The organism is Agarivorans sp. QJM3NY_33, assembly GCF_050870865.2.
Taxonomy (GTDB): domain Bacteria; phylum Pseudomonadota; class Gammaproteobacteria; order Enterobacterales; family Celerinatantimonadaceae; genus Agarivorans.
Genome location: NZ_CP194039.2, coordinates 4,269,066 through 4,287,883 on the forward strand (window position 1 = coordinate 4,269,066; position 18,818 = coordinate 4,287,883).

Below are 18,818 nucleotides of genomic sequence, written 5' to 3' on the forward strand. Positions count from 1 at the left end.
AAGGCCTGTTGGTCTCTGGAGGTCAGTAATTTTTGTTCAAGTCACTGCTTTTTAAGCATGAAGAAAAGTTTGCCACAGCGTAAACCAAATCAATACTTATCAATTTCCTTTCAATAAGAAAACAGTCGCGCCTTCGGACGGAACTCGTCGCCCATCAATGCAACATTTACGGTGATCCGTATCGATAGAACACATCAGCTTCTAGAGTATATCAGTTATTCATCAAGGAGTTGTCTGTACAAATAAAAAAGACCAGCCAAGGCTGGTCTTCAACCTAGAATTTAAGCAAGCTATGGGCGTAGCATACGCTCACCACGGCTAATACCACATACGCCACTTCGCACCACTTCTAAGATTTCGGTGGATTGAGACAGGGTCTTCAAGCAAGCGTCTAACTTGGCACTGTCACCACTAAGCTGCATGACATACAGACTCGGAGTCACATCGACAATTTGCCCGCGGAAAATATCACAAGTTCGCATCACCTCTTCTCGCAGACTACCTGCGGCTCGAACCTTAACCAACATGATCTCGCGTTCCACATGGTCCGCTTCGGTAAGGACCGATACCTTAAGCACATCAACTAACTTGTTTAGCTGCTTGGTAATTTGCTCAATTGTATTGTCATCACCAAAGCTACAAATACTCATTCGTGACAGAGTGGGATCTTCGGTGGTAGATACCGTAAGTGAATCGATATTAAAACCGCGCTGTGAGAATAAACCAGTTACTCGAGATAAAGCACCGGCTTCATTTTCTAATAAAACTGAAATAATTCGGCGCATTATGTTCTCTCCGTTTTACTTAACCACATATCTTTCATCGCTTCGGTTTTAATTTGCATCGGATAAACATGTTCTTCTGGATCAACTAAAATATCCATGAATACCACCCGATCTTTCATCGAAAAGGCTTTTTCCATTGCAGCATCTAGCTCATCAGGATGGTTCACTTGGATCCCTACATGACCATAAGCCTCGGCCAACTTCACAAAATCAGGCACCGAGTCCATGTAAGAGTGAGATTGGCGACCATCGTAGAACATTTTCTGCCACTGCTTCACCATACCTAAAGAGCGGTTATTAAGAGATACAATTACAACCGGCACATTGTACTGCAAGCAAGTCGACAACTCTTGAATGTTCATTTGAATCGAACCATCTCCCGTCACACAGGCGACGGTGGCGTCAGGGAAGGCAAATTTAACCCCCATTGCCGCAGGAAAGCCAAAGCCCATCGTTCCCAAACCGCCGGAGTTGATCCAACGACGCGGTTTATCAAAAGGATAATAGAGCGCAGCAAACATTTGATGCTGACCAACATCGGAGGCGACATAAGCCTCTCCTTTGGTTACTCGGTACATCGATTCAATCACTTGCTGTGGTTTAATCAAGCTATCGCTTTTTGCATAAGTTAAACATTCACGAGCACGCCACTGTTCAACTTTTACCCACCACTGTTCAATCGCATCCGCATCATTTTTTGCGCCCGTTTCTTCGATCAAATCAAGCATTTGATTGAGTACCGCATCTACCGAACCAACGATTGGAATATCAGCATGCACTGTCTTCGAAATTGAAGTGGGATCAATGTCGATATGCAAAATAGTGGCATTAGGACAAAACTTAGCGACATTGTTGGTCACTCGGTCATCAAAGCGAGCGCCGACGGCAAAAATTACATCGGCATGATGCATGACCATATTCGCTTCATAGGTGCCATGCATCCCCAACATACCCAAAAAGCGAGGATCAGTTGAAGGAAACGCACCTAAACCCATCAATGTTGAAGTGACAGGCACATTCAGCAAATCGACCAGTTTACCGATCTGTTCACCAGCATCGGCAGTAATCGCACCACCACCAATATACAAGACCGGTTGTACGGCCTGATACAGAGCCTTAACGGCTTTCTTAATTTGTCCTTTATGGCCAGTCAGCGTCGGATTATAAGAGCGCATACTCACTGACTTAGGGTATTCATAAGGAAATTTAAGTAATGGATTTTGCACATCTTTTGGCAAATCAATCACCACCGGACCAGGACGCCCTGTGGCAGCGATGTAATAGGCTTTCTTAATTGCCGCTGGAATATCTTCAGCTTTTTTGACTAAAAAGCTATGTTTGACCACTGGTCGAGAGACACCGATCATGTCAGTCTCTTGGAACGCGTCTTGGCCGATCAAAGTGGTTGGCACCTGACCCGATAAAATCACCAACGGAATTGAATCCATGTAGGCTGTGGCAATACCTGTAATCGTATTCGTCGCGCCAGGGCCAGAAGTCACAAGCACGGTACCAACTTCTCCAGTTGCACGTGCGTAACCATCGGCCATATGGACCGCGGCCTGCTCGTGTCTAACCAAAATATGCTCAATATCACTGCTATCGAAGAGTGCGTCGTAAACATCTAGTACTGAGCCGCCAGGGTAACCAAAAATATGTTTAATACCCTGATCTTGCAAACAGCGGACGACCATTTCGGCGCCGGATAACTTCTCCATGTTCAAGCCTCCAGGCTTTATTTATTGTCATTGTGGGATAACTTCATTGTGTTGCGGAAAATGGGACATAAAATCCAGCCTTCCAAGGCTAGCACTGTAACGTTTCTTGCCCCCTAGCGTCTACGCTTTTGTCTGCTCTTTCTGCGGTTTTCGGTGGCAAATCATATAAATTCTTCATCCCTTACTAGGCAACAATAAGTTGATTAACCTAAAATAAAAACAAAAAACCAGACAGTAATCTAATACCATCTGGCCTCTCAGTACGTAAGATAAGTTGTTTTTCAATTTATAGCATCATGCTCTTCCGTTAACCATATTTTTTGCTCGGGATCCGTATCCTCACTCAAAGAAATACTGACCCCCATATCATATAATTCTTGAATGGTCATATTATTGGCTAATTCCATGACTTCGCCGTCTTCATTAATGAAACGCATCTCTCTCTCCTCGTAGCACTAACCCCATACTTTTATTTTAGACAATGTATTCTCGCTTGCGGTTTTATCTTGGATAATATTTGTCATCATCTGTTGGCTGCTCGCAGGATAACTCACTTGCCGCCACATGGCGCTAGCCATTGATGACAGTTCAAGCCACTCTCCAGACTGAATATATTCCGCTAAAATGGCCGCAACATTGGGATAATGGACAGGCTCAGCTTGCTCCTGCTGCAACCAAGCATCCAATTGATAAGGGTCTAAGCTATCGGTTACCTGAGCCAAATTTAGGCTTTGTAGAGTATAAGCATTACTCTGCTGCTCAAACTGGCCGATCAGTGGTTTCACTAATAGTTTTTTACCTGCAGCCATTGCTTCAGATGGCAACTCAAACCCTGCATTACAAAATACCCCGGCGCAGGCACTCAAATGAGAGAGAAAAGTCTGCCTAGCGATGGGTTGAAATTGAATATTCTCATCTTCACCTACATGGCTGATATCTGGATGAAAACAAACAAACTGATAAGTACTAAAACGACGCAGTAATAGTTTGATCTGTGCTAAAGATTCAAAGGGTAAATACACCAGTATCTTGCCATGATTACTAATATTGCTTAAAGGCTCGACTAAAGGCGGAATAATAGGCTGCTGGTTATCACACCAATGTACACCAAGGTTATACTCACAAGGTGCAAAGTAGCGGATCAACAATTGATTCCAATAGCTCATTTGTTTACAGGGTACATCGTATAAAAACGCAGCTTGATGAGAGATCGATAAACTCTTCAAGCCTTGTTGCTTCGCAGCCCAAGCACTGACTGGTTCAAAATCATTGATCAGTAGATCATAAGCAGATAAATCTAAGCCCGTGACATCCTTTCTAAATTGCTTGAGCGATAAGTTTTTTAAGGTCTCCCAACGATCAATCTTACCGCCATGGTGATAAAAACTAATCCCTTTCACGGCGCGATAATCACCAAACTCTGGTACTTCTGGCAATGCTCCTACTCGTCCAGACATCAGCACATCGAGCTTAATACCACGCTGCTTCAACGCAGCACAAAGTAGCCTAGCGCGTGTAATATGACCATTACCAGTACCCTGGACACCATAAAGAATTCGCATCGTTGTCATCACCTAATTCTAATTTATGCTACTTACAATCAGCAGACCCAAACCAGCGCCAGCAACCACATCACTAATAAAATGAACGCCAAGCAATACCCGGGAACAGGCGATTAAACTCGCCCAGGTAAATGCAAACATCCCCCATGTAGGGAACACCTGAGCGATACAACTCGCCATCACAAAAGCACCAGCACTATGCCCTGAGGGAAAACTGAAACGATCGGAAGGGCGAATAAACACTGGCAGCGCTTGCGGGCGGTCACGACGAAACACTTGCTTAAGCAATAAATAACACAACAACTCCAAGGCGTAAGCGGGTAGAGATAAACTGATGAATGCTTCGGCGTGGGAGGTGAAAGCAATCACGCCTGCAAATAAGGCGTAGTAATAACCATCTCCGGAATGTGACACAATTTTAGCCAAACTAGCGACTTGCCGATTAAAGCGATGCCCTAAACAGCTAGCTGATATGGCGTAATCCCACTGGTGTAATCGTTGTAACATAGCAAGCTCCATCCATGAGTTTTAACTCCAGACTGAAGATATTGCTTTACCGGGAAATGAACATAGTTTGACAAAACGATGACAAGAGACCTTCAGTTGACAATAAGCACAATAAAATAGGCGTTCTCTCGGTAGTAACGCGAACAACAAGTTTCTACTGGGGCCATGCTTACAGCAAGAAACGAAAAACGAAGCGATCATTTAGCTGAATAACCCGGCTCGCCCATCCAACCAGTCCGATTGATTCGAATCAACAACCAACGATTAATACAGCGCCTCACCTTGGAAGATCTGCTTTTGCTGCGGTGCTGTATCATTCGCATGACGCAACATACAACGGGCAAGGCTGTTGGCAGAAGTGCCTCGCCACGCCCTAAATGGAGAATACTGAGCACGAAATAGCGGTTGTAACACCGCAACCAGTTGTTCCGAAGTTCTTGGTTCCCGACGTTGACCCAGTAAAGGCCCTGGGCGAAAAATCATTAGCCGTTTAAACAACAAATGCGTGAGCGCTTGTTCTAGTTCGCCTTTGATTCTTAGATAATGAAAAACAGATGCAGGATTCGCCATGCGACTGGAAATTAACAAACAATCTTCAATACCATTGCGCTTCGCCGCAATCGAAAAATCTAGCGGTAACTCGTAATCAATCTGTCGCATTGCCGCTCGGCTCCCTGCTTGACGCAAAGTCGTTCCTAAGCAGATAAACAAGCTATGCCCTTTAATCTGTGATTGCCAGATGGGCAGTTGGGTAAAATCAACTACATGTAGGTCTAGCTTCGACGAATTTAGATCCATCGACCGGCGACTAAATACCTTCACCTTTGCCCATTGCGGATCAGCGAGTAACTGTTTAACCAGCGCCAATCCGACGAGGCCCGTGGCACCGATCACGATAGCAGTTTTATTCAAATTGTTACTCCATACTCAATGCTGCTCAAAGAGATTAATTGAATTAGATGTTAGCCAGTAAGATGTGGGCTTGCTAAAATAGCAAAACAAGATTGCATGGCCAGCTAAGCGAAAAAAATAATAAACCGTAATAACGGTCCATGCTGTTACGCAAACACCACTAATCATAGACAAGGATTAATGAATGTCAGACCTAGTCAAAATTTTTGATACGACGCTACGTGATGGCGAACAGGCGCTCGCCGCCAGTTTAACCGTGAAAGAAAAGCTACAAATTGCTTTTGCCTTAGAGCGTTTAGGTGTCGACATCATGGAAGTCGGCTTTCCTATATCCTCACCCGGTGATTTTGAATCAGTGCAAACCATTGCGCGCGAAATCAAAAATTCCACGGTATGTGCTCTGTCTCGCGCCCTCCCCAAAGACATTGATGTCGCAGCAGAAGCGTTAAAAGTCGCCGAAGCCTTCCGCATCCACACCTTTATTTCGACTTCAACCGTACACGTCGAAAGCAAACTCAAGCGTAGCTTCGATGACGTATTGGCGATGGCTGTATCCGCAGTCAAGCATGCGCGAAACTATACCAATGATGTTGAGTTCTCCTGCGAAGACGCGGGACGAACCCCGATCGATAATTTATGTCGCATGGTCGAGGCGGCAATTAAAGCCGGTGCCACGACGGTCAATATTCCTGATACCGTGGGCTACACCGTCCCCAGTGAGTTCGGCGGAATCATCAGCAAGCTATTTAACCGAGTCCCCAATATCGACCAAGCCATAATTTCTGTTCACTGCCATGACGATTTAGGGCTCTCGGTAGCCAACTCCATTAGCGCCATTCAACAGGGGGCACGACAAATCGAATGTACCCTAAATGGAATAGGTGAACGAGCAGGTAACTGTTCTCTAGAAGAAGTGGCCATGATCATTAATACCCGAAAAGATCAATTGGACGGCCTTCGCACCAATATTAAGTCACAAGAAATTTACCGTGCAAGCCAACTGGTAAGCCACTTATGCAATATGCCAGTGCAAGCTAATAAGGCCATTGTTGGTAGTAATGCCTTCTCGCACTCTTCTGGGATCCACCAAGATGGTATGTTGAAGAACGAAAATACCTACGAGATCATGACCCCTGAAAGCATCGGCTTAAATAAAAATAGTCTTAACCTGACCTCTCGCTCTGGTCGCCATGTGATAAAACACCGAATGCAAGAATTAGGATATAACGAAACCGACTACGATCTCGACGAACTCTACGAGAGCTTCTTAGGCTTGGCCGACCGCAAAGGTCAAGTATTTGATTATGATCTTGAAGCTCTCGTCTTTTTTAATAACTTACAAGATGATACCGAGTTCTATCGGTTGGACTACCTAAGCGCTCAAAGCGGCTCAGATGTAGTCTCAACTGCAACAGTGAAACTGGTCGCAGGTGAACACACATTCCTAGAGGCATCCACTGGAAACGGCCCCATTGATGCCGCATATCGTTGCTTACGAAAAATTACCGGTTACGATATAAAAATAGATGACTACACCATCGAAGCGGCGGGAGGCGGTACCACCACTGCAGCCAAAACAGATATAAAAGATGCTTTAGGGAAGGCTGATATTGTTGCGAACTATCAAGGACGTAAATATCATGGCATGGGACTCGCGACCGACATTGTCGAAGCCTCAGCCAAAGCTTTTGTGCATGTTTTGAACCACATTCATCGTGCCGAGCAAGTCGCGAAACAAAAGCAGTCTAGACTAGGCTAATAAAAACCACACTGGAGAAGCAATGCACAAAACTTGGCTATGGCTATTGATCTTCTCCAGTATTTTGACGCCCTTGAGTCAAGCCAAACAATTGCTCTTCGAACGTAAGCAAAGCCATTATCAATATTTATGGCAAGATCACCAAGGCCAAAAACAACAACTACAGTTCGAACTGCTCGGCTACCCGATTCAACTGACTAAATTCATCCAATACCGACCCAAACAGGCACAGCAATATATTTTAAATAAACTCAAACCAGAGTTGGATAAGCTCGATCCTAAGCAGGCAAGGGTTAGCATAAGTAGCAGTCATAACCAGTTCAGTTTTCAAATACAAGGCTATGACCAAGTCTTCATTGACCAGCTAGTGGCGCAGATCAACAGCCACAGTGACAAGTTCTATCAAGACTATCTACAGCAGCAATATTTTATTGAACAAACCATCAGTGATAGTAGCACTGCAATCATGCCTGATCACAATCGATTCGCGAAAGAGAGTGCGAAGTATCTAACAAGTTGGCTCAACAGTAGTCTCAATGCCATCAACAAAGACCCAGTTCCGCTGAGAGAGATAACTAATTACTTACTGAGTTTTGTTCAATCGATCCCCTACAATCAACTCCGTTCGAAAGATAATCTACGCGGAGCTGGTTATCTCACTCCCATTCAAGTGCTGCGGAATAATCAAGGAGACTGTGATAGCAAAACCACGCTACTCGCCAGCGCGTTGAAATATTTATATCCGCGCTTGGGGGTCGCTATTATCTATGTACCGAACCATGCCTTGCTCGCCTTAGGTATTCCCCCACGAGCAAACGATGAAACGGTAAACGTTGCGGGAAAAACCATGGTTTTAGCCGAACCAACAGGCCCAGCCTTGTATCCACTCGGTAAAGTTGCCGACAGCAGTGCGCAAGCCATACGCTCGGGGATCTACAGCTACCAGCGCATGGATTGGGTGCCGCCAAAATTTAAGAGAGAGAAGTAAACTCTATCGCATAATCAGCACTACTATTAGCACGAACCACTTTTCCTTTGGCGGAAAATGGTGCCACACCTTGGCCACTCAGAGCAACTTCCACCTCATCACCAAGTTGCAGTGTGAGGTCTTTGACACTAATCCCCATACCCGTTGCACTTAAGTCTTTACACAGGCCAGCATAACTATGCTGACCCACCCAAATCTTGAGCTCTGCATTAATCAACATACGATGAAATGCGCGCTTCTCCGCTTCTCCGATCATTGCCTTACCTTCTATAGTTTTTCTTCAGCAAACGAGGCTAAACGGCTCCTCACTACACCATTTAAGTAAACGTTCGCGCTCCCTTCAAAATCTTTAAAACGCTCTACGATATAGGTTAAACCGGACGTAACTGCCGATAAATAATTACTATCGATTTGCGCCAGATTACCACAGCATACCAATTTGGTGCCCTCACCGCAGCGGGTAATAATCGTTTTCAGCTGGGAAGCTGTCAAATTTTGACACTCATCCAAAAAAACAAAGGAATTTTGAATGCTGCGTCCGCGCATAAAGTTCACCGACTTGAACTGAATATTAGCCTTTTCCATAATATAACTCATCGAACCTGACATCGATTCATCATGCTTATGTAACACTTCCAGAGTATCCGTGATAGCGGCTAGCCATGGTGCCATTTTCTCCTCTTCAGTACCCGGTAAGAAGCCAATAGACTCGGCGATTTCAGGTGTATTACGAGTCACGATAATCTTATCGTAAATGCCTTTCTCAACAACCATTTCCAAGGCTGCTGCCATTGCCAGTAGAGTTTTACCACAACCAGCTGGCCCAGTCAGAATAACCAAATCTATCGTCGGATCGAGTAGCGCATCAAAAGCCATTCCCTGATATATATTCTTAGGATGAACTCCCCAGGCGTGTTTGCCCATTAAGCGTTCATAGCCCAAATCAAGCAACTCAGTCTTATCTTCGGTCTTACTCATAACCCGCGCTGCGAAGCTTTTCGTATCATCGATCAAGTATTGATTCACATAGCAAGGCCCAACAATTTCTGTATCAATCACATGATGAGTATCACGTCCTTCAGAGCTACTATCACAATCCTTCACTCGTCCCCAGAAACTACCTTCAAATTCAACGAAGCCTTTAGCTAACAAACGAATATCATCAATTAATTGATCCGTACGATAATCTTCAACATGTTCGAGCCCAGCCCCTTTGGCTTTAAGCCGCATATTAATATCTTTGGTGACCAATACAACTTGGCGAGACGCATGTTTTTGTTGCAAATAGATCGCCGCATTAATAATCCGGTTATCCGGCTCATCAGCGGTAAAGTTACGCTGTTCTTTTTCTAAGGTATGATCCGCAAAAATAGAGATCTTACCATTGACTTGATTATCAGCATCATTTTTAAGTTCTACACCATGAATAATCTGTTCTGGAGTAGCTGAAGCGAACACATCTTCCAAGGCCCGGATCGCCACCCGAGCATCACGAGCAACATCTTTTTGGCGATCTTTGATCCGGTCCAACTCTTCTAACACCGTCATCGGGATGACAACGTCATGTTCTTGAAATGAATATATTGCGAGGGGTTCGTGCAGCAGCACATTGGTATCGAGGATGAACAGTTTACTTGAGGAATCATTTTCCATATTTGCCCTCCATAGGCTCATAGGCGATCTAACAATCGTGCAAACCTTCAATCTCAAGTTAAAACATCTTTATCCGCTTTACAAACATTTCGGCATGACAAAAACCTGATCGTTCAAATATCAAACAAATATGGAAAATCCGCTAGCTCTCCATGCATCCCCTCCCCATTTCACATTCAGCATCGGCCTGTCCGCGCTCAATCCCAGACATAAAAAAAGCCTATCCGTGAGGATAGGCTTTCTCTAAATAGGCGCCTAGCAATATCCAGCCCACTTTCACATGGCAATTTCAGACATAAAAAAACCCAGCACATAGCTGGGTTTTTAAAATAGGTGCCTGGCAGTGACCTACTTTCACATGGGGAGACCCCACACTATCATCGGCGCAGTTGCGTTTCACTTCTGAGTTCGGCATGGGTTCAGGTGGTTCCACAACGCTATTGCCACCAGGCAAAAACTTGTTGTCTTTAACATTCGAAAAAACTGATATATCCCACGAGTATAACAAGCACTCTTGGTTTCTAAAATAAAGTATCTATAAGCAACACCCTTTAGGTGTTGTATGGTTAAGCCTCACGGGTAATTAGTACAAGTTAGCTCAATGCCTCACAGCACTTACACACCTTGCCTATCAACGTTGTAGTCTCCAACGGCCCTTCAGAGGACTTAAAGTCCTAGTGAGAATTAATCTCAAGGCCTGCTTCCCGCTTAGATGCTTTCAGCGGTTATCAGTTCCGAACGTAGCTACTGGGCAATGCTATTGGCATAACAACCCAAACACCAGCGGTTCGTCCACTCCGGTCCTCTCGTACTAGGAGCAGCTCCCTTCAATTCTCAAACGCCCACGGCAGATAGGGACCGAACTGTCTCACGACGTTCTAAACCCAGCTCGCGTACCACTTTAAATGGCGAACAGCCATACCCTTGGGACCGACTTCAGCCCCAGGATGTGATGAGCCGACATCGAGGTGCCAAACACCGCCGTCGATATGAACTCTTGGGCGGTATCAGCCTGTTATCCCCGGAGTACCTTTTATCCGTTGAGCGATGGCCCTTCCATACAGAACCACCGGATCACTATGACCTACTTTCGTACCTGCTCGACGTGTCTGTCTCGCAGTTAAGCTGGCTTATGCCATTGCACTAACCGTACGATGTCCGACCGTACTTAGCCAACCTTCGTGCTCCTCCGTTACTCTTTGGGAGGAGACCGCCCCAGTCAAACTACCCACCAGACACTGTCCGCATCCCGGATAACGGGACAACGTTAGAACATCAACACTACAAGGGTGGTATTTCAAGGTCGGCTCCACATCATCTAGCGACAACGCTTCAAAGCCTCCCACCTATCCTACACATGTAGGGTCAATGTTCAGTGTCAAGCTGTAGTAAAGGTTCACGGGGTCTTTCCGTCTAGCCGCGGGTACACCGCATCTTCACGGCAATTTCAATTTCACTGAGTCTCGGGTGGAGACAGCTTGGCCATCATTACGCCATTCGTGCAGGTCGGAACTTACCCGACAAGGAATTTCGCTACCTTAGGACCGTTATAGTTACGGCCGCCGTTTACCGGGGCTTCGATCAATAGCTTCGCTTGCGCTAACCACATCAATTAACCTTCCGGCACCGGGCAGGCGTCACACCGTATACGTCATCTTTCGATTTAGCACAGTGCTGTGTTTTTAATAAACAGTTGCAGCCAACTGGTATCTGCGACTGCCGTCAGCTTAGGGAGCAAGTCCCATCACCAACAGCAGCGTACCTTCTCCCGAAGTTACGGTACCATTTTGCCTAGTTCCTTCACCCGAGTTCTCTCAAGCGCCTTGGTATTCTCTACCCAACCACCTGTGTCGGTTTGGGGTACGGTTTCGTATAATCTGAAGCTTAGAGACTTTTCCTGGAAGCAGGGCATCAACCACTTCATCACCTTAGTGACTCGTCATCAATCCTCAGCCTTAGACACCCGGATTTTCCTAAGTGTCCAGCCTACAACCTTAAACGCGGACAACCAAACGCCGCGCTGGCCTAGCCTTCTCCGTCCTCCCATCGCAATTATACGAAGTACAGGAATATTAACCTGTTTCCCATCGACTACACTTTTCAGTCTCGCCTTAGGGGCCGACTCACCCTGCTCTGATTAACATTGAACAGGAAACCTTGGTCTTTCGGCGAGGGGGCTTTTCACCCCCTTTATCGTTACTCATGTCAACATTCGCACTTCTGATACCTCCAGCAATCCTTACGAATCACCTTCAACGGCTTACAGAACGCTCCTCTACCGCACTTGCAAAGCAAGTACCCGTAGCTTCGGTGCATAGCTTAGCCCCGTTACATCTTCCGCGCAGGCCGACTCGACCAGTGAGCTATTACGCTTTCTTTAAATGATGGCTGCTTCTAAGCCAACATCCTGGCTGTCTAAGCCTTCCCACATCGTTTCCCACTTAGCTATGACTTTGGGACCTTAGCTGACGGTCTGGGTTGTTTCCCTTTTCACGACGGACGTTAGCACCCGCCGTGTGTCTCCCGGATAGTACTTAGTGGTATTCGGAGTTTGCAAAGGGTTGGTAAGTCGGGATGACCCCCTAGCCTTAACAGTGCTCTACCCCCACTAGTATTCGTCCGAGGCGCTACCTAAATAGCTTTCGAGGAGAACCAGCTATCTCCCGGTTTGATTGGCCTTTCACCCCCAGCCACAAGTCATCCGCTAATTTTTCAACATTAGTCGGTTCGGTCCTCCAATTGGTGTTACCCAATCTTCAACCTGCCCATGGCTAGATCACCGGGTTTCGGGTCTAATCCCAGCAACTATGCGCGCAGTTAACACTCGGTTTCCCTACGGCTCCGCTATTCGCTTAACCTTGCTACTGAAATTAAGTCGTTGACCCATTATACAAAAGGTACGCAGTCACCCCACAAAGAGGCTCCCACTGCTTGTACGTATACGGTTTCAGGTTCTATTTCACTCCCCTCACAGGGGTTCTTTTCGCCTTTCCCTCACGGTACTGGTTCACTATCGGTCAGTCAGGAGTATTTAGCCTTGGAGGATGGTCCCCCCATATTCAGACAACATATCACGTGTGCCGTCCTACTCGTTTTCACTTCAAATCACCTTTCGTGTACGGGGCTATCACCCGCTACGGCCAAACTTTCCAGCTTGTTCCACTAAATTATAAGAAGCTTAAGGGCTAATCCGGGTTCGCTCGCCGCTACTACCAGAATCTCGGTTGATTTCTTTTCCTCCGGGTACTTAGATGTTTCAGTTCCCCGGGTTCGCCTCGCAACGCTATGTATTCACGTTACGATACTGCATAAAATGCAGTGGGTTTCCCCATTCGGAAATCCATGTCTATTACGTCTTTTATCGACTCAACATGGCTTATCGCAGATTAACACGTCCTTCATCGCCTCTGACTGCCAAGGCATCCACCGTATACGCTTAGTCACTTAACCATACAACACCTAAATGTTGTCGCTTAAATCACTTGAATGGTCAGGCTGTATAAATCCTGCCACTCGAGTACGATCACCTTATTTTTTTGAATACCAAAAACACTTGTTATTTCACTCGTATTTTTGAGATATTTTTTATCAGCTTTTCCAAATTGTTAAAGAGCATTCGGCTTCTTAGAAACCAAAGCTAAGCACTGTATCAACATAATGCTTAGCTTTATTTTCTTAAACCAAGAGAGAAATGGTATCCCGTACGAGATTTGAACTCGTGTTACCGCCGTGAAAGGGCGGTGTCCTAGGCCTCTAGACGAACGGGACACTGCGTTAGCTGTTCTCGTTGGTTCTAAACCACACTAGAACTTCTCTCTTTATCTTCTATCAAGCAATCTGTGTGAACACGTCACAAAACATAAACGTTCATAATAAGGAGGTGATCCAGCCCCAGGTTCCCCTAGGGCTACCTTGTTACGACTTCACCCCAGTCATGAACCACAAAGTGGTGAGCGTCCTCCCGAAGGTTAAACTACCCACTTCTTTTGCAGCCCACTCCCATGGTGTGACGGGCGGTGTGTACAAGGCCCGGGAACGTATTCACCGTGGCATTCTGATCCACGATTACTAGCGATTCCGACTTCACGGAGTCGAGTTGCAGACTCCGATCCGGACTACGACATGCTTTCTGGGGTCCGCTTGCTCTCGCGAGTTCGCATCCCTCTGTACATGCCATTGTAGCACGTGTGTAGCCCTGCCCGTAAGGGCCATGATGACTTGACGTCGTCCCCACCTTCCTCCGGTTTATCACCGGCAGTCTCCCTAGAGTTCCCACCATCACGTGCTGGCAAATAAGGATAAGGGTTGCGCTCGTTGCGGGACTTAACCCAACATCTCACGACACGAGCTGACGACAGCCATGCAGCACCTGTATCTAAGTTCCCGAAGGCACCAATCCATCTCTGGAAAGTTCTTAGTATGTCAAGGGCAGGTAAGGTTCTTCGCGTTGCATCGAATTAAACCACATGCTCCACCGCTTGTGCGGGCCCCCGTCAATTCATTTGAGTTTTAACCTTGCGGCCGTACTCCCCAGGCGGTCTACTTAATGCGTTAGCTGCGTTACCCACGGGTTAAACCCACAGACAACTAGTAGACATCGTTTACGGCGTGGACTACCAGGGTATCTAATCCTGTTTGCTCCCCACGCTTTCGTACATGAGCGTCAGTTTTTGTCCAGGTGGCCGCCTTCGCCACTGGTATTCCTTCAGATCTCTACGCATTTCACCGCTACACCTGAAATTCTACCACCCTCTACAAAACTCTAGCTTCCCAGTTCCAAATGCCATTCCCAGGTTGAGCCCGGGGATTTCACATCTGGCTTAAAAAGCCGCCTGCGTACGCTTTACGCCCAGTAATTCCGATTAACGCTCGGACCCTCCGTATTACCGCGGCTGCTGGCACGGAGTTAGCCGGTCCTTCTTCTGTCGCTAACGTCAAACAATATACGTATTAAGCATATTGCCTTCCTCACAACTGAAAGTGCTTTACAACCCGAAGGCCTTCTTCACACACGCGGCATGGCTGCATCAGGCTTTCGCCCATTGTGCAATATTCCCCACTGCTGCCTCCCGTAGGAGTCTGGGCCGTGTCTCAGTCCCAGTGTGGCTGATCATCCTCTCAAACCAGCTAGGGATCGTCGCCTTGGTGAGCCATTACCCCACCAACTAGCTAATCCCACTTGGGCTAATCTCTACGCGAAAGGCTCCGAAGAGTCCCCTCCTTTGGTCCGAAGACATTATGCGGTATTAGCAGTCGTTTCCAACTGTTGTCCCCCACGTAAAGGCATATTCCCAAGCATTACTCACCCGTCCGCCGCTCGTCATCTTCTAGCAAGCTAGAAATGTTACCGCTCGACTTGCATGTGTTAAGCCTGCCGCCAGCGTTCAATCTGAGCCATGATCAAACTCTTCAATCAAAGTTTTTTCGCTCAAAGTAAATACTGAAATTATTACTGTTAAAACAGTGTGTCACTCCAGTTCACTTAAGCTAATTTTTTTCGCTTAGTGCTCTGTGAGTGCTCACACAGATTGCTTGATAAATTGTTAAAGAGCGTTGCTTCTTGCGAAGCGAGGTGCGCATTCTACGCCATCCTCGGTGACTGTCAACCGCTTTTTTCAATCTTTTCCGAAGAACTTTTCTAAGGAAAGTTTGAAGCGTTTAACCGCCGCTGATAAAGCCTCAGGCCTTACCAACCCTGACCGCTTGCTGCTGCGCTATTGCGTGCTGCCCGCCGTGTCAGTGGAGTCGCATTATAGGGATCCGCGCTTACGGTGCAAGCCTTTTTTGAAGAAAATCACAGTTTTTTGTTTAACTGCTCAAAGCAGCAACAAATTGTGCTCTTTTTAAGCAATTCGCACACCTCAGGGATAATAACTATAGTTAAGTTTTAAGTATTTGCCCCTTTAATCTGTGCTTTCTTTTATATGGAACAGCAGATTAGTTTCATTCTTGGGTTTACTTCACGAATGTATTGGATACCATAGCCGCCCTTTTTCCTTTGGAGTCTCTTGCTGATGTCATTTTCTATCGGCCAACGCTGGATCAGTGATTCAGAATCTGAGTTAGGTTTAGGAACCGTTGTTGCAATCGAGGGCAGAATGGTCACTTTGCTCTTTCCTGCAACCGGTGAAAACCGATTCTATGCAATGGCCGAAGCGCCTATCACTCGAGTTATATTTAATACGGGTGATGAGATCACCAGCACCGATGATTGGTCAATGACCATTACCCAAGTTGAAGAAGCAGATGAGTTGATTGTTTATCACGGTGTCCGCAATGATACCGAAGAACAAGTACAACTCCGCGAGATGTTTCTTAGCCATTTTTTAAAGTTTAATAAGCCGCAAGATCGTTTATTTGCAGGCCAGGTCGATCGCTTCGATAGCTTTGTGATCCGCTACCAAACTCAATTGAAGCGTTTTACTGAACAACAATCAGAGTTGAAAGGATTAATGGGCGGTAAAGTCAGTTTAATCCCCCATCAACTTTATATTGCTAGCGAAGTTGGTCGACGAATTTCTCCTCGTGTCCTGCTTTCAGACGAAGTCGGCTTAGGTAAAACCATTGAAGCTGGTTTGATCATCCACCAACAACTGATTGCAGGTTTAGCTAAACGCGTATTGATTGTCGTGCCCGATGCTTTGCAGTACCAATGGCTAATTGAAATGCTACGCCGTTTTAATATGCACTTTAGTTTATTTGACGAAGATCGTTGTGTAGAAGCCTATGCCGAAGCCGACAACCCTTTCGACACCGAACAATTGGTACTGTGTAGCTTAAATTTCTTACGTAGTCGTAAAAAACGCTTTGAACAGATATTAGCTACCGAATGGGATTTAATGATCGTCGATGAAGCCCATCACTTAAAGTGGGACGAACAATCACCGAGCCGTGAGTATCAAATCATTGAAGCCTTATCTCAGCAAATTGCTGGCGTATTATTACTCACAGCAACCCCCGACCAACTCGGACATCAAAGTCATTTTGCTCGCCTACGGCTACTCGACCCAGATCGCTTCTACGATTATCAAGCATTCATCGAAGAAGAGCAGCATTACCAGCCTGTTGCCACCGCTGCCCAGTCGCTACTCGAACAGTCGCCACTACTCGCCGAACAAGCCAATCATTTAACCGAACTACTCAGCGAAAATGATATTCAACCCTTATTGCTAATAATTAACGACCCGACATCGAGTTACGAACAACAGCAACAAGCACGTGAAGAATTATTACAACACCTACTCGATCGACACGGTACCGGCCGAGTTTTATTTAGAAACACCCGCAGTGCCATGCAAGGTTTTCCGCTACGCCAATTGAGCAGTTACGCCTTAACGCTACCGAGCCAGTATCAAACAGCCCTGAAAGTGCATCAAATGATGCAAAGCAAAGCATCCAATAATGTCATGCAATTAATGTTTCCAGAAGAACTGTACCAACAGTTTGAAGGAGAAGCGGAGGGTGAAGCCAGCTGGACTAAATTTGACCCGCGCATCGATTGGTTACTAGGATTTTTACTGGCACACAAGCAAAAGAAAATCTTGCTGATTTGCGCCAAGGCGGCCACCGCCCTAGCCATTGAAGATGCGGTACGCACCCGAGAAGGGATCCGAGCGACCGTTTTCCATGAAGATATGTCTTTACTGGAACGAGATAAAGCTGCCGCTTACTTCGCGCAAGAGGAGGCGGGAGCCCAACTAATGGTTTGTTCAGAAATTGGTTCTGAAGGCCGTAACTTTCAGTTTGCTCATCATATCGTGTTATTTGATTTACCAATTAACCCTGATTTACTCGAACAACGGATCGGTCGATTAGATCGAATTGGCCAAAAAAATGATATTCAGATCCATGTCCCTTATTTGGCGAAAACGCCTCAGCAAACGCTTTTACGTTGGTATCACGAAGGTTTAAATGCATTCGAGCAAACCTGCCCGGCTGGCGCCGCCATCTACGCCGAATTTGGCGAAAGCTTAAATGCCCTGCTGATACAAAACCAACCGGATGAAGCCGTTCTTGAGCAACTGATTGGTGACTGTGCCAAACGTTATCAAGCAATTAAACAAAAGCTCGATGCAGGACGAGATCGGCTATTGGAAATTCACTCTGGCGGCGGTAGTAAAGCCAACGATTTAGTCGAGAAGATCCAGGCTGCTGAACAAGATCCACACTTTGTCACCTTTAGCTTACGGCTGTTTGATACCGTTGGCATCAACCAAGACGATAAAGGCGAGAATGCTTTGGTCTTGCATGCCAGTGAACAGATGATCGTTCCCTCCATCCAAGGTTTACCTGAAGACGGTTGTACCATTACTTATGATAGAGACACAGCCTTAAGTCGCGATGAAATACAACTCATGTCGTGGGAGCATCCTTTATTGCAAAGCTGTATCGATACCATTTTGGGCGCCGACCTAGGTACCACATCAGTCGCCTTATTAAAGAATCGAGCACTACCGGTAGGTAGCTTATTTGTTGAAGGGATCTTCATTATTGAGACCAGCGCACCTGCGCAGTATCAAATCGAACGTTACTTGCCTGCCACGCCAGTGCGAATTTTGCTGGATAAAAATGGCGGTAATCTTTCAGAAAATGTGAGTTTTGATCAGTTTAATAGTCAGCTTTCGGCGGTAAATCGTCATTTGGCGGCCAAACTAGTCAGTGCATCACAAGCTCAGATCCATCCCTTATTGCACCAAGCCAACGAACTGGCTCAGCAACAGCTAGACCGTATTGTGGCGGATGCCAGCAAGACCATGCAACAAAGCTTAAATACTGAACTAGAACGACTCGAAGCATTAAGCGCCGTAAATCCCAGTATTCGTCAAGATGAACTGGATACGCTACGCGAGCTACGCGACACGGCTGATAATTACCTGCAAAAGGCGCAAGTAAAATTAGATGCTTTACGAGTGATTTTAGTGTCACATAACTAAG

Annotated in this window: 11 protein-coding genes, 1 tRNA gene and 3 rRNA genes; 3 read left to right on the plus strand and 12 right to left on the minus strand. The window is 46.1% G+C overall.

All coding sequences use genetic code 11. From position 1 onward, the window contains the following. Positions 1-290 precede the first annotated feature (290 nt). The 6 genes from ilvN to ACRRSY_RS19170 form a co-directional block, all read right to left on the minus strand. Entirely contained in the window at positions 291-785 is a 495-nt protein-coding gene (ilvN, locus tag ACRRSY_RS19145; protein WP_432455972.1) for an acetolactate synthase small subunit, read from the minus strand. Further along, positions 785-2,503 carry an acetolactate synthase 3 large subunit gene (locus ACRRSY_RS19150; RefSeq protein ID WP_432455971.1) on the minus strand — a complete coding sequence of 573 codons (1,719 nt, stop codon included), beginning with the start codon at positions 2,501-2,503 and terminating at the stop codon, positions 785-787. Before ACRRSY_RS19150 ends, ilvN begins: the two co-directional genes overlap by 1 nt. Before the next feature lie 281 nt (positions 2,504-2,784). After that, positions 2,785-2,940 carry a hypothetical protein gene (locus ACRRSY_RS19155; protein ID WP_432455970.1) on the minus strand — a complete coding sequence of 52 codons (156 nt, stop codon included), beginning with the start codon at positions 2,938-2,940 and terminating at the stop codon, positions 2,785-2,787. An 18-nt stretch (positions 2,941-2,958) separates the two neighbouring features. Next, a complete protein-coding gene (locus ACRRSY_RS19160) occupies positions 2,959-4,065 on the minus strand; it encodes an MJ1255/VC2487 family glycosyltransferase (RefSeq protein ID WP_432463822.1) in 1,107 nt (368 codons plus the stop codon). An 18-nt stretch (positions 4,066-4,083) separates the two neighbouring features. Beyond that, on the minus strand, positions 4,084-4,572 hold the full coding sequence (locus ACRRSY_RS19165; protein WP_432455968.1) for a phosphatase PAP2 family protein: 489 nt from the start codon (positions 4,570-4,572) through the stop codon (positions 4,084-4,086). Between the two features lie 264 nt (positions 4,573-4,836). Then, a complete protein-coding gene (locus ACRRSY_RS19170; protein ID WP_432455967.1) occupies positions 4,837-5,484 on the minus strand; it encodes a short chain dehydrogenase in 648 nt (215 codons plus the stop codon). A gap of 184 nt (positions 5,485-5,668) precedes the next feature. On the opposite strand from ACRRSY_RS19170, the gene leuA reads away from it, so the two are divergent. Next, positions 5,669-7,243, plus strand: coding sequence for a 2-isopropylmalate synthase (gene leuA / locus ACRRSY_RS19175; protein WP_432463823.1), 1,575 nt, complete (start codon positions 5,669-5,671; stop codon positions 7,241-7,243). 22 nt (positions 7,244-7,265) lie between these two features. Continuing rightward, entirely contained in the window at positions 7,266-8,231 is a 966-nt protein-coding gene (locus tag ACRRSY_RS19180) for a hypothetical protein (RefSeq protein WP_432460166.1), read from the plus strand. On the opposite strand, the gene ACRRSY_RS19185 is transcribed toward ACRRSY_RS19180, so the two are convergent. From ACRRSY_RS19185 to ACRRSY_RS19210, 6 genes are all read right to left on the minus strand, one after another. After that, complete coding sequence (locus ACRRSY_RS19185) at positions 8,215-8,487, minus strand: PilZ domain-containing protein (protein ID WP_432455964.1); 273 nt, start codon at positions 8,485-8,487, stop codon at positions 8,215-8,217. The two genes, ACRRSY_RS19180 and ACRRSY_RS19185, sit on opposite strands and share 17 nt — an antisense overlap. 11 nt (positions 8,488-8,498) lie before the next feature. After that, positions 8,499-9,884 (minus strand): PhoH family protein, encoded by a 1,386-nt coding sequence (locus tag ACRRSY_RS19190; RefSeq protein ID WP_432463824.1) that lies wholly within the window; start codon positions 9,882-9,884, stop codon positions 8,499-8,501. A 335-nt stretch (positions 9,885-10,219) separates the two neighbouring features. Continuing rightward, positions 10,220-10,335, minus strand: a 5S ribosomal RNA gene (rrf, locus tag ACRRSY_RS19195). Positions 10,336-10,446: 111 nt separating this feature from the next. Beyond that, positions 10,447-13,334: ribosomal RNA gene (locus ACRRSY_RS19200) — 23S ribosomal RNA — on the minus strand. A 242-nt stretch (positions 13,335-13,576) separates the two neighbouring features. Then, positions 13,577-13,652 (minus strand) — tRNA-Glu (locus tag ACRRSY_RS19205). Between the two features lie 105 nt (positions 13,653-13,757). Further along, positions 13,758-15,300: ribosomal RNA gene (locus tag ACRRSY_RS19210) — 16S ribosomal RNA — on the minus strand. Together the 16S, 23S and 5S rRNA genes with 1 tRNA gene alongside form the textbook arrangement of a ribosomal RNA operon. A 598-nt stretch (positions 15,301-15,898) precedes the next feature. Between ACRRSY_RS19210 and rapA the strand changes: the two genes are divergently transcribed. After that, complete coding sequence (gene rapA / locus ACRRSY_RS19215) at positions 15,899-18,817, plus strand: RNA polymerase-associated protein RapA (RefSeq protein ID WP_432455961.1); 2,919 nt, start codon at positions 15,899-15,901, stop codon at positions 18,815-18,817. Position 18,818 lies beyond the last annotated feature (1 nt).

What these genes read in the sequence shown, in the direction of transcription:
- ilvN (WP_432455972.1), bottom strand. Translation starts at nt 785, where the DNA reads ATGCGCCGAATTATTTCAGTTTTATTAGAAAATGAAGCCGGTGCTTTA.
- ACRRSY_RS19150 (WP_432455971.1), bottom strand. Translation starts at nt 2,503, where the DNA reads ATGGAGAAGTTATCCGGCGCCGAAATGGTCGTCCGCTGTTTGCAAGAT.
- ACRRSY_RS19155 (WP_432455970.1), bottom strand. Translation starts at nt 2,940, where the DNA reads ATGCGTTTCATTAATGAAGACGGCGAAGTCATGGAATTAGCCAATAAT.
- ACRRSY_RS19160 (WP_432463822.1), bottom strand. Translation starts at nt 4,065, where the DNA reads ATGCGAATTCTTTATGGTGTCCAGGGTACTGGTAATGGTCATATTACA.
- ACRRSY_RS19165 (WP_432455968.1), bottom strand. Translation starts at nt 4,572, where the DNA reads ATGTTACAACGATTACACCAGTGGGATTACGCCATATCAGCTAGCTGT.
- leuA (WP_432463823.1), top strand. Translation starts at nt 5,669, where the DNA reads ATGTCAGACCTAGTCAAAATTTTTGATACGACGCTACGTGATGGCGAA.
- ACRRSY_RS19180 (WP_432460166.1), top strand. Translation starts at nt 7,266, where the DNA reads ATGCACAAAACTTGGCTATGGCTATTGATCTTCTCCAGTATTTTGACG.
- ACRRSY_RS19185 (WP_432455964.1), bottom strand. Translation starts at nt 8,487, where the DNA reads ATGATCGGAGAAGCGGAGAAGCGCGCATTTCATCGTATGTTGATTAAT.
- ACRRSY_RS19190 (WP_432463824.1), bottom strand. Translation starts at nt 9,884, where the DNA reads ATGGAAAATGATTCCTCAAGTAAACTGTTCATCCTCGATACCAATGTG.
- rapA (WP_432455961.1), top strand. Translation starts at nt 15,899, where the DNA reads ATGTCATTTTCTATCGGCCAACGCTGGATCAGTGATTCAGAATCTGAG.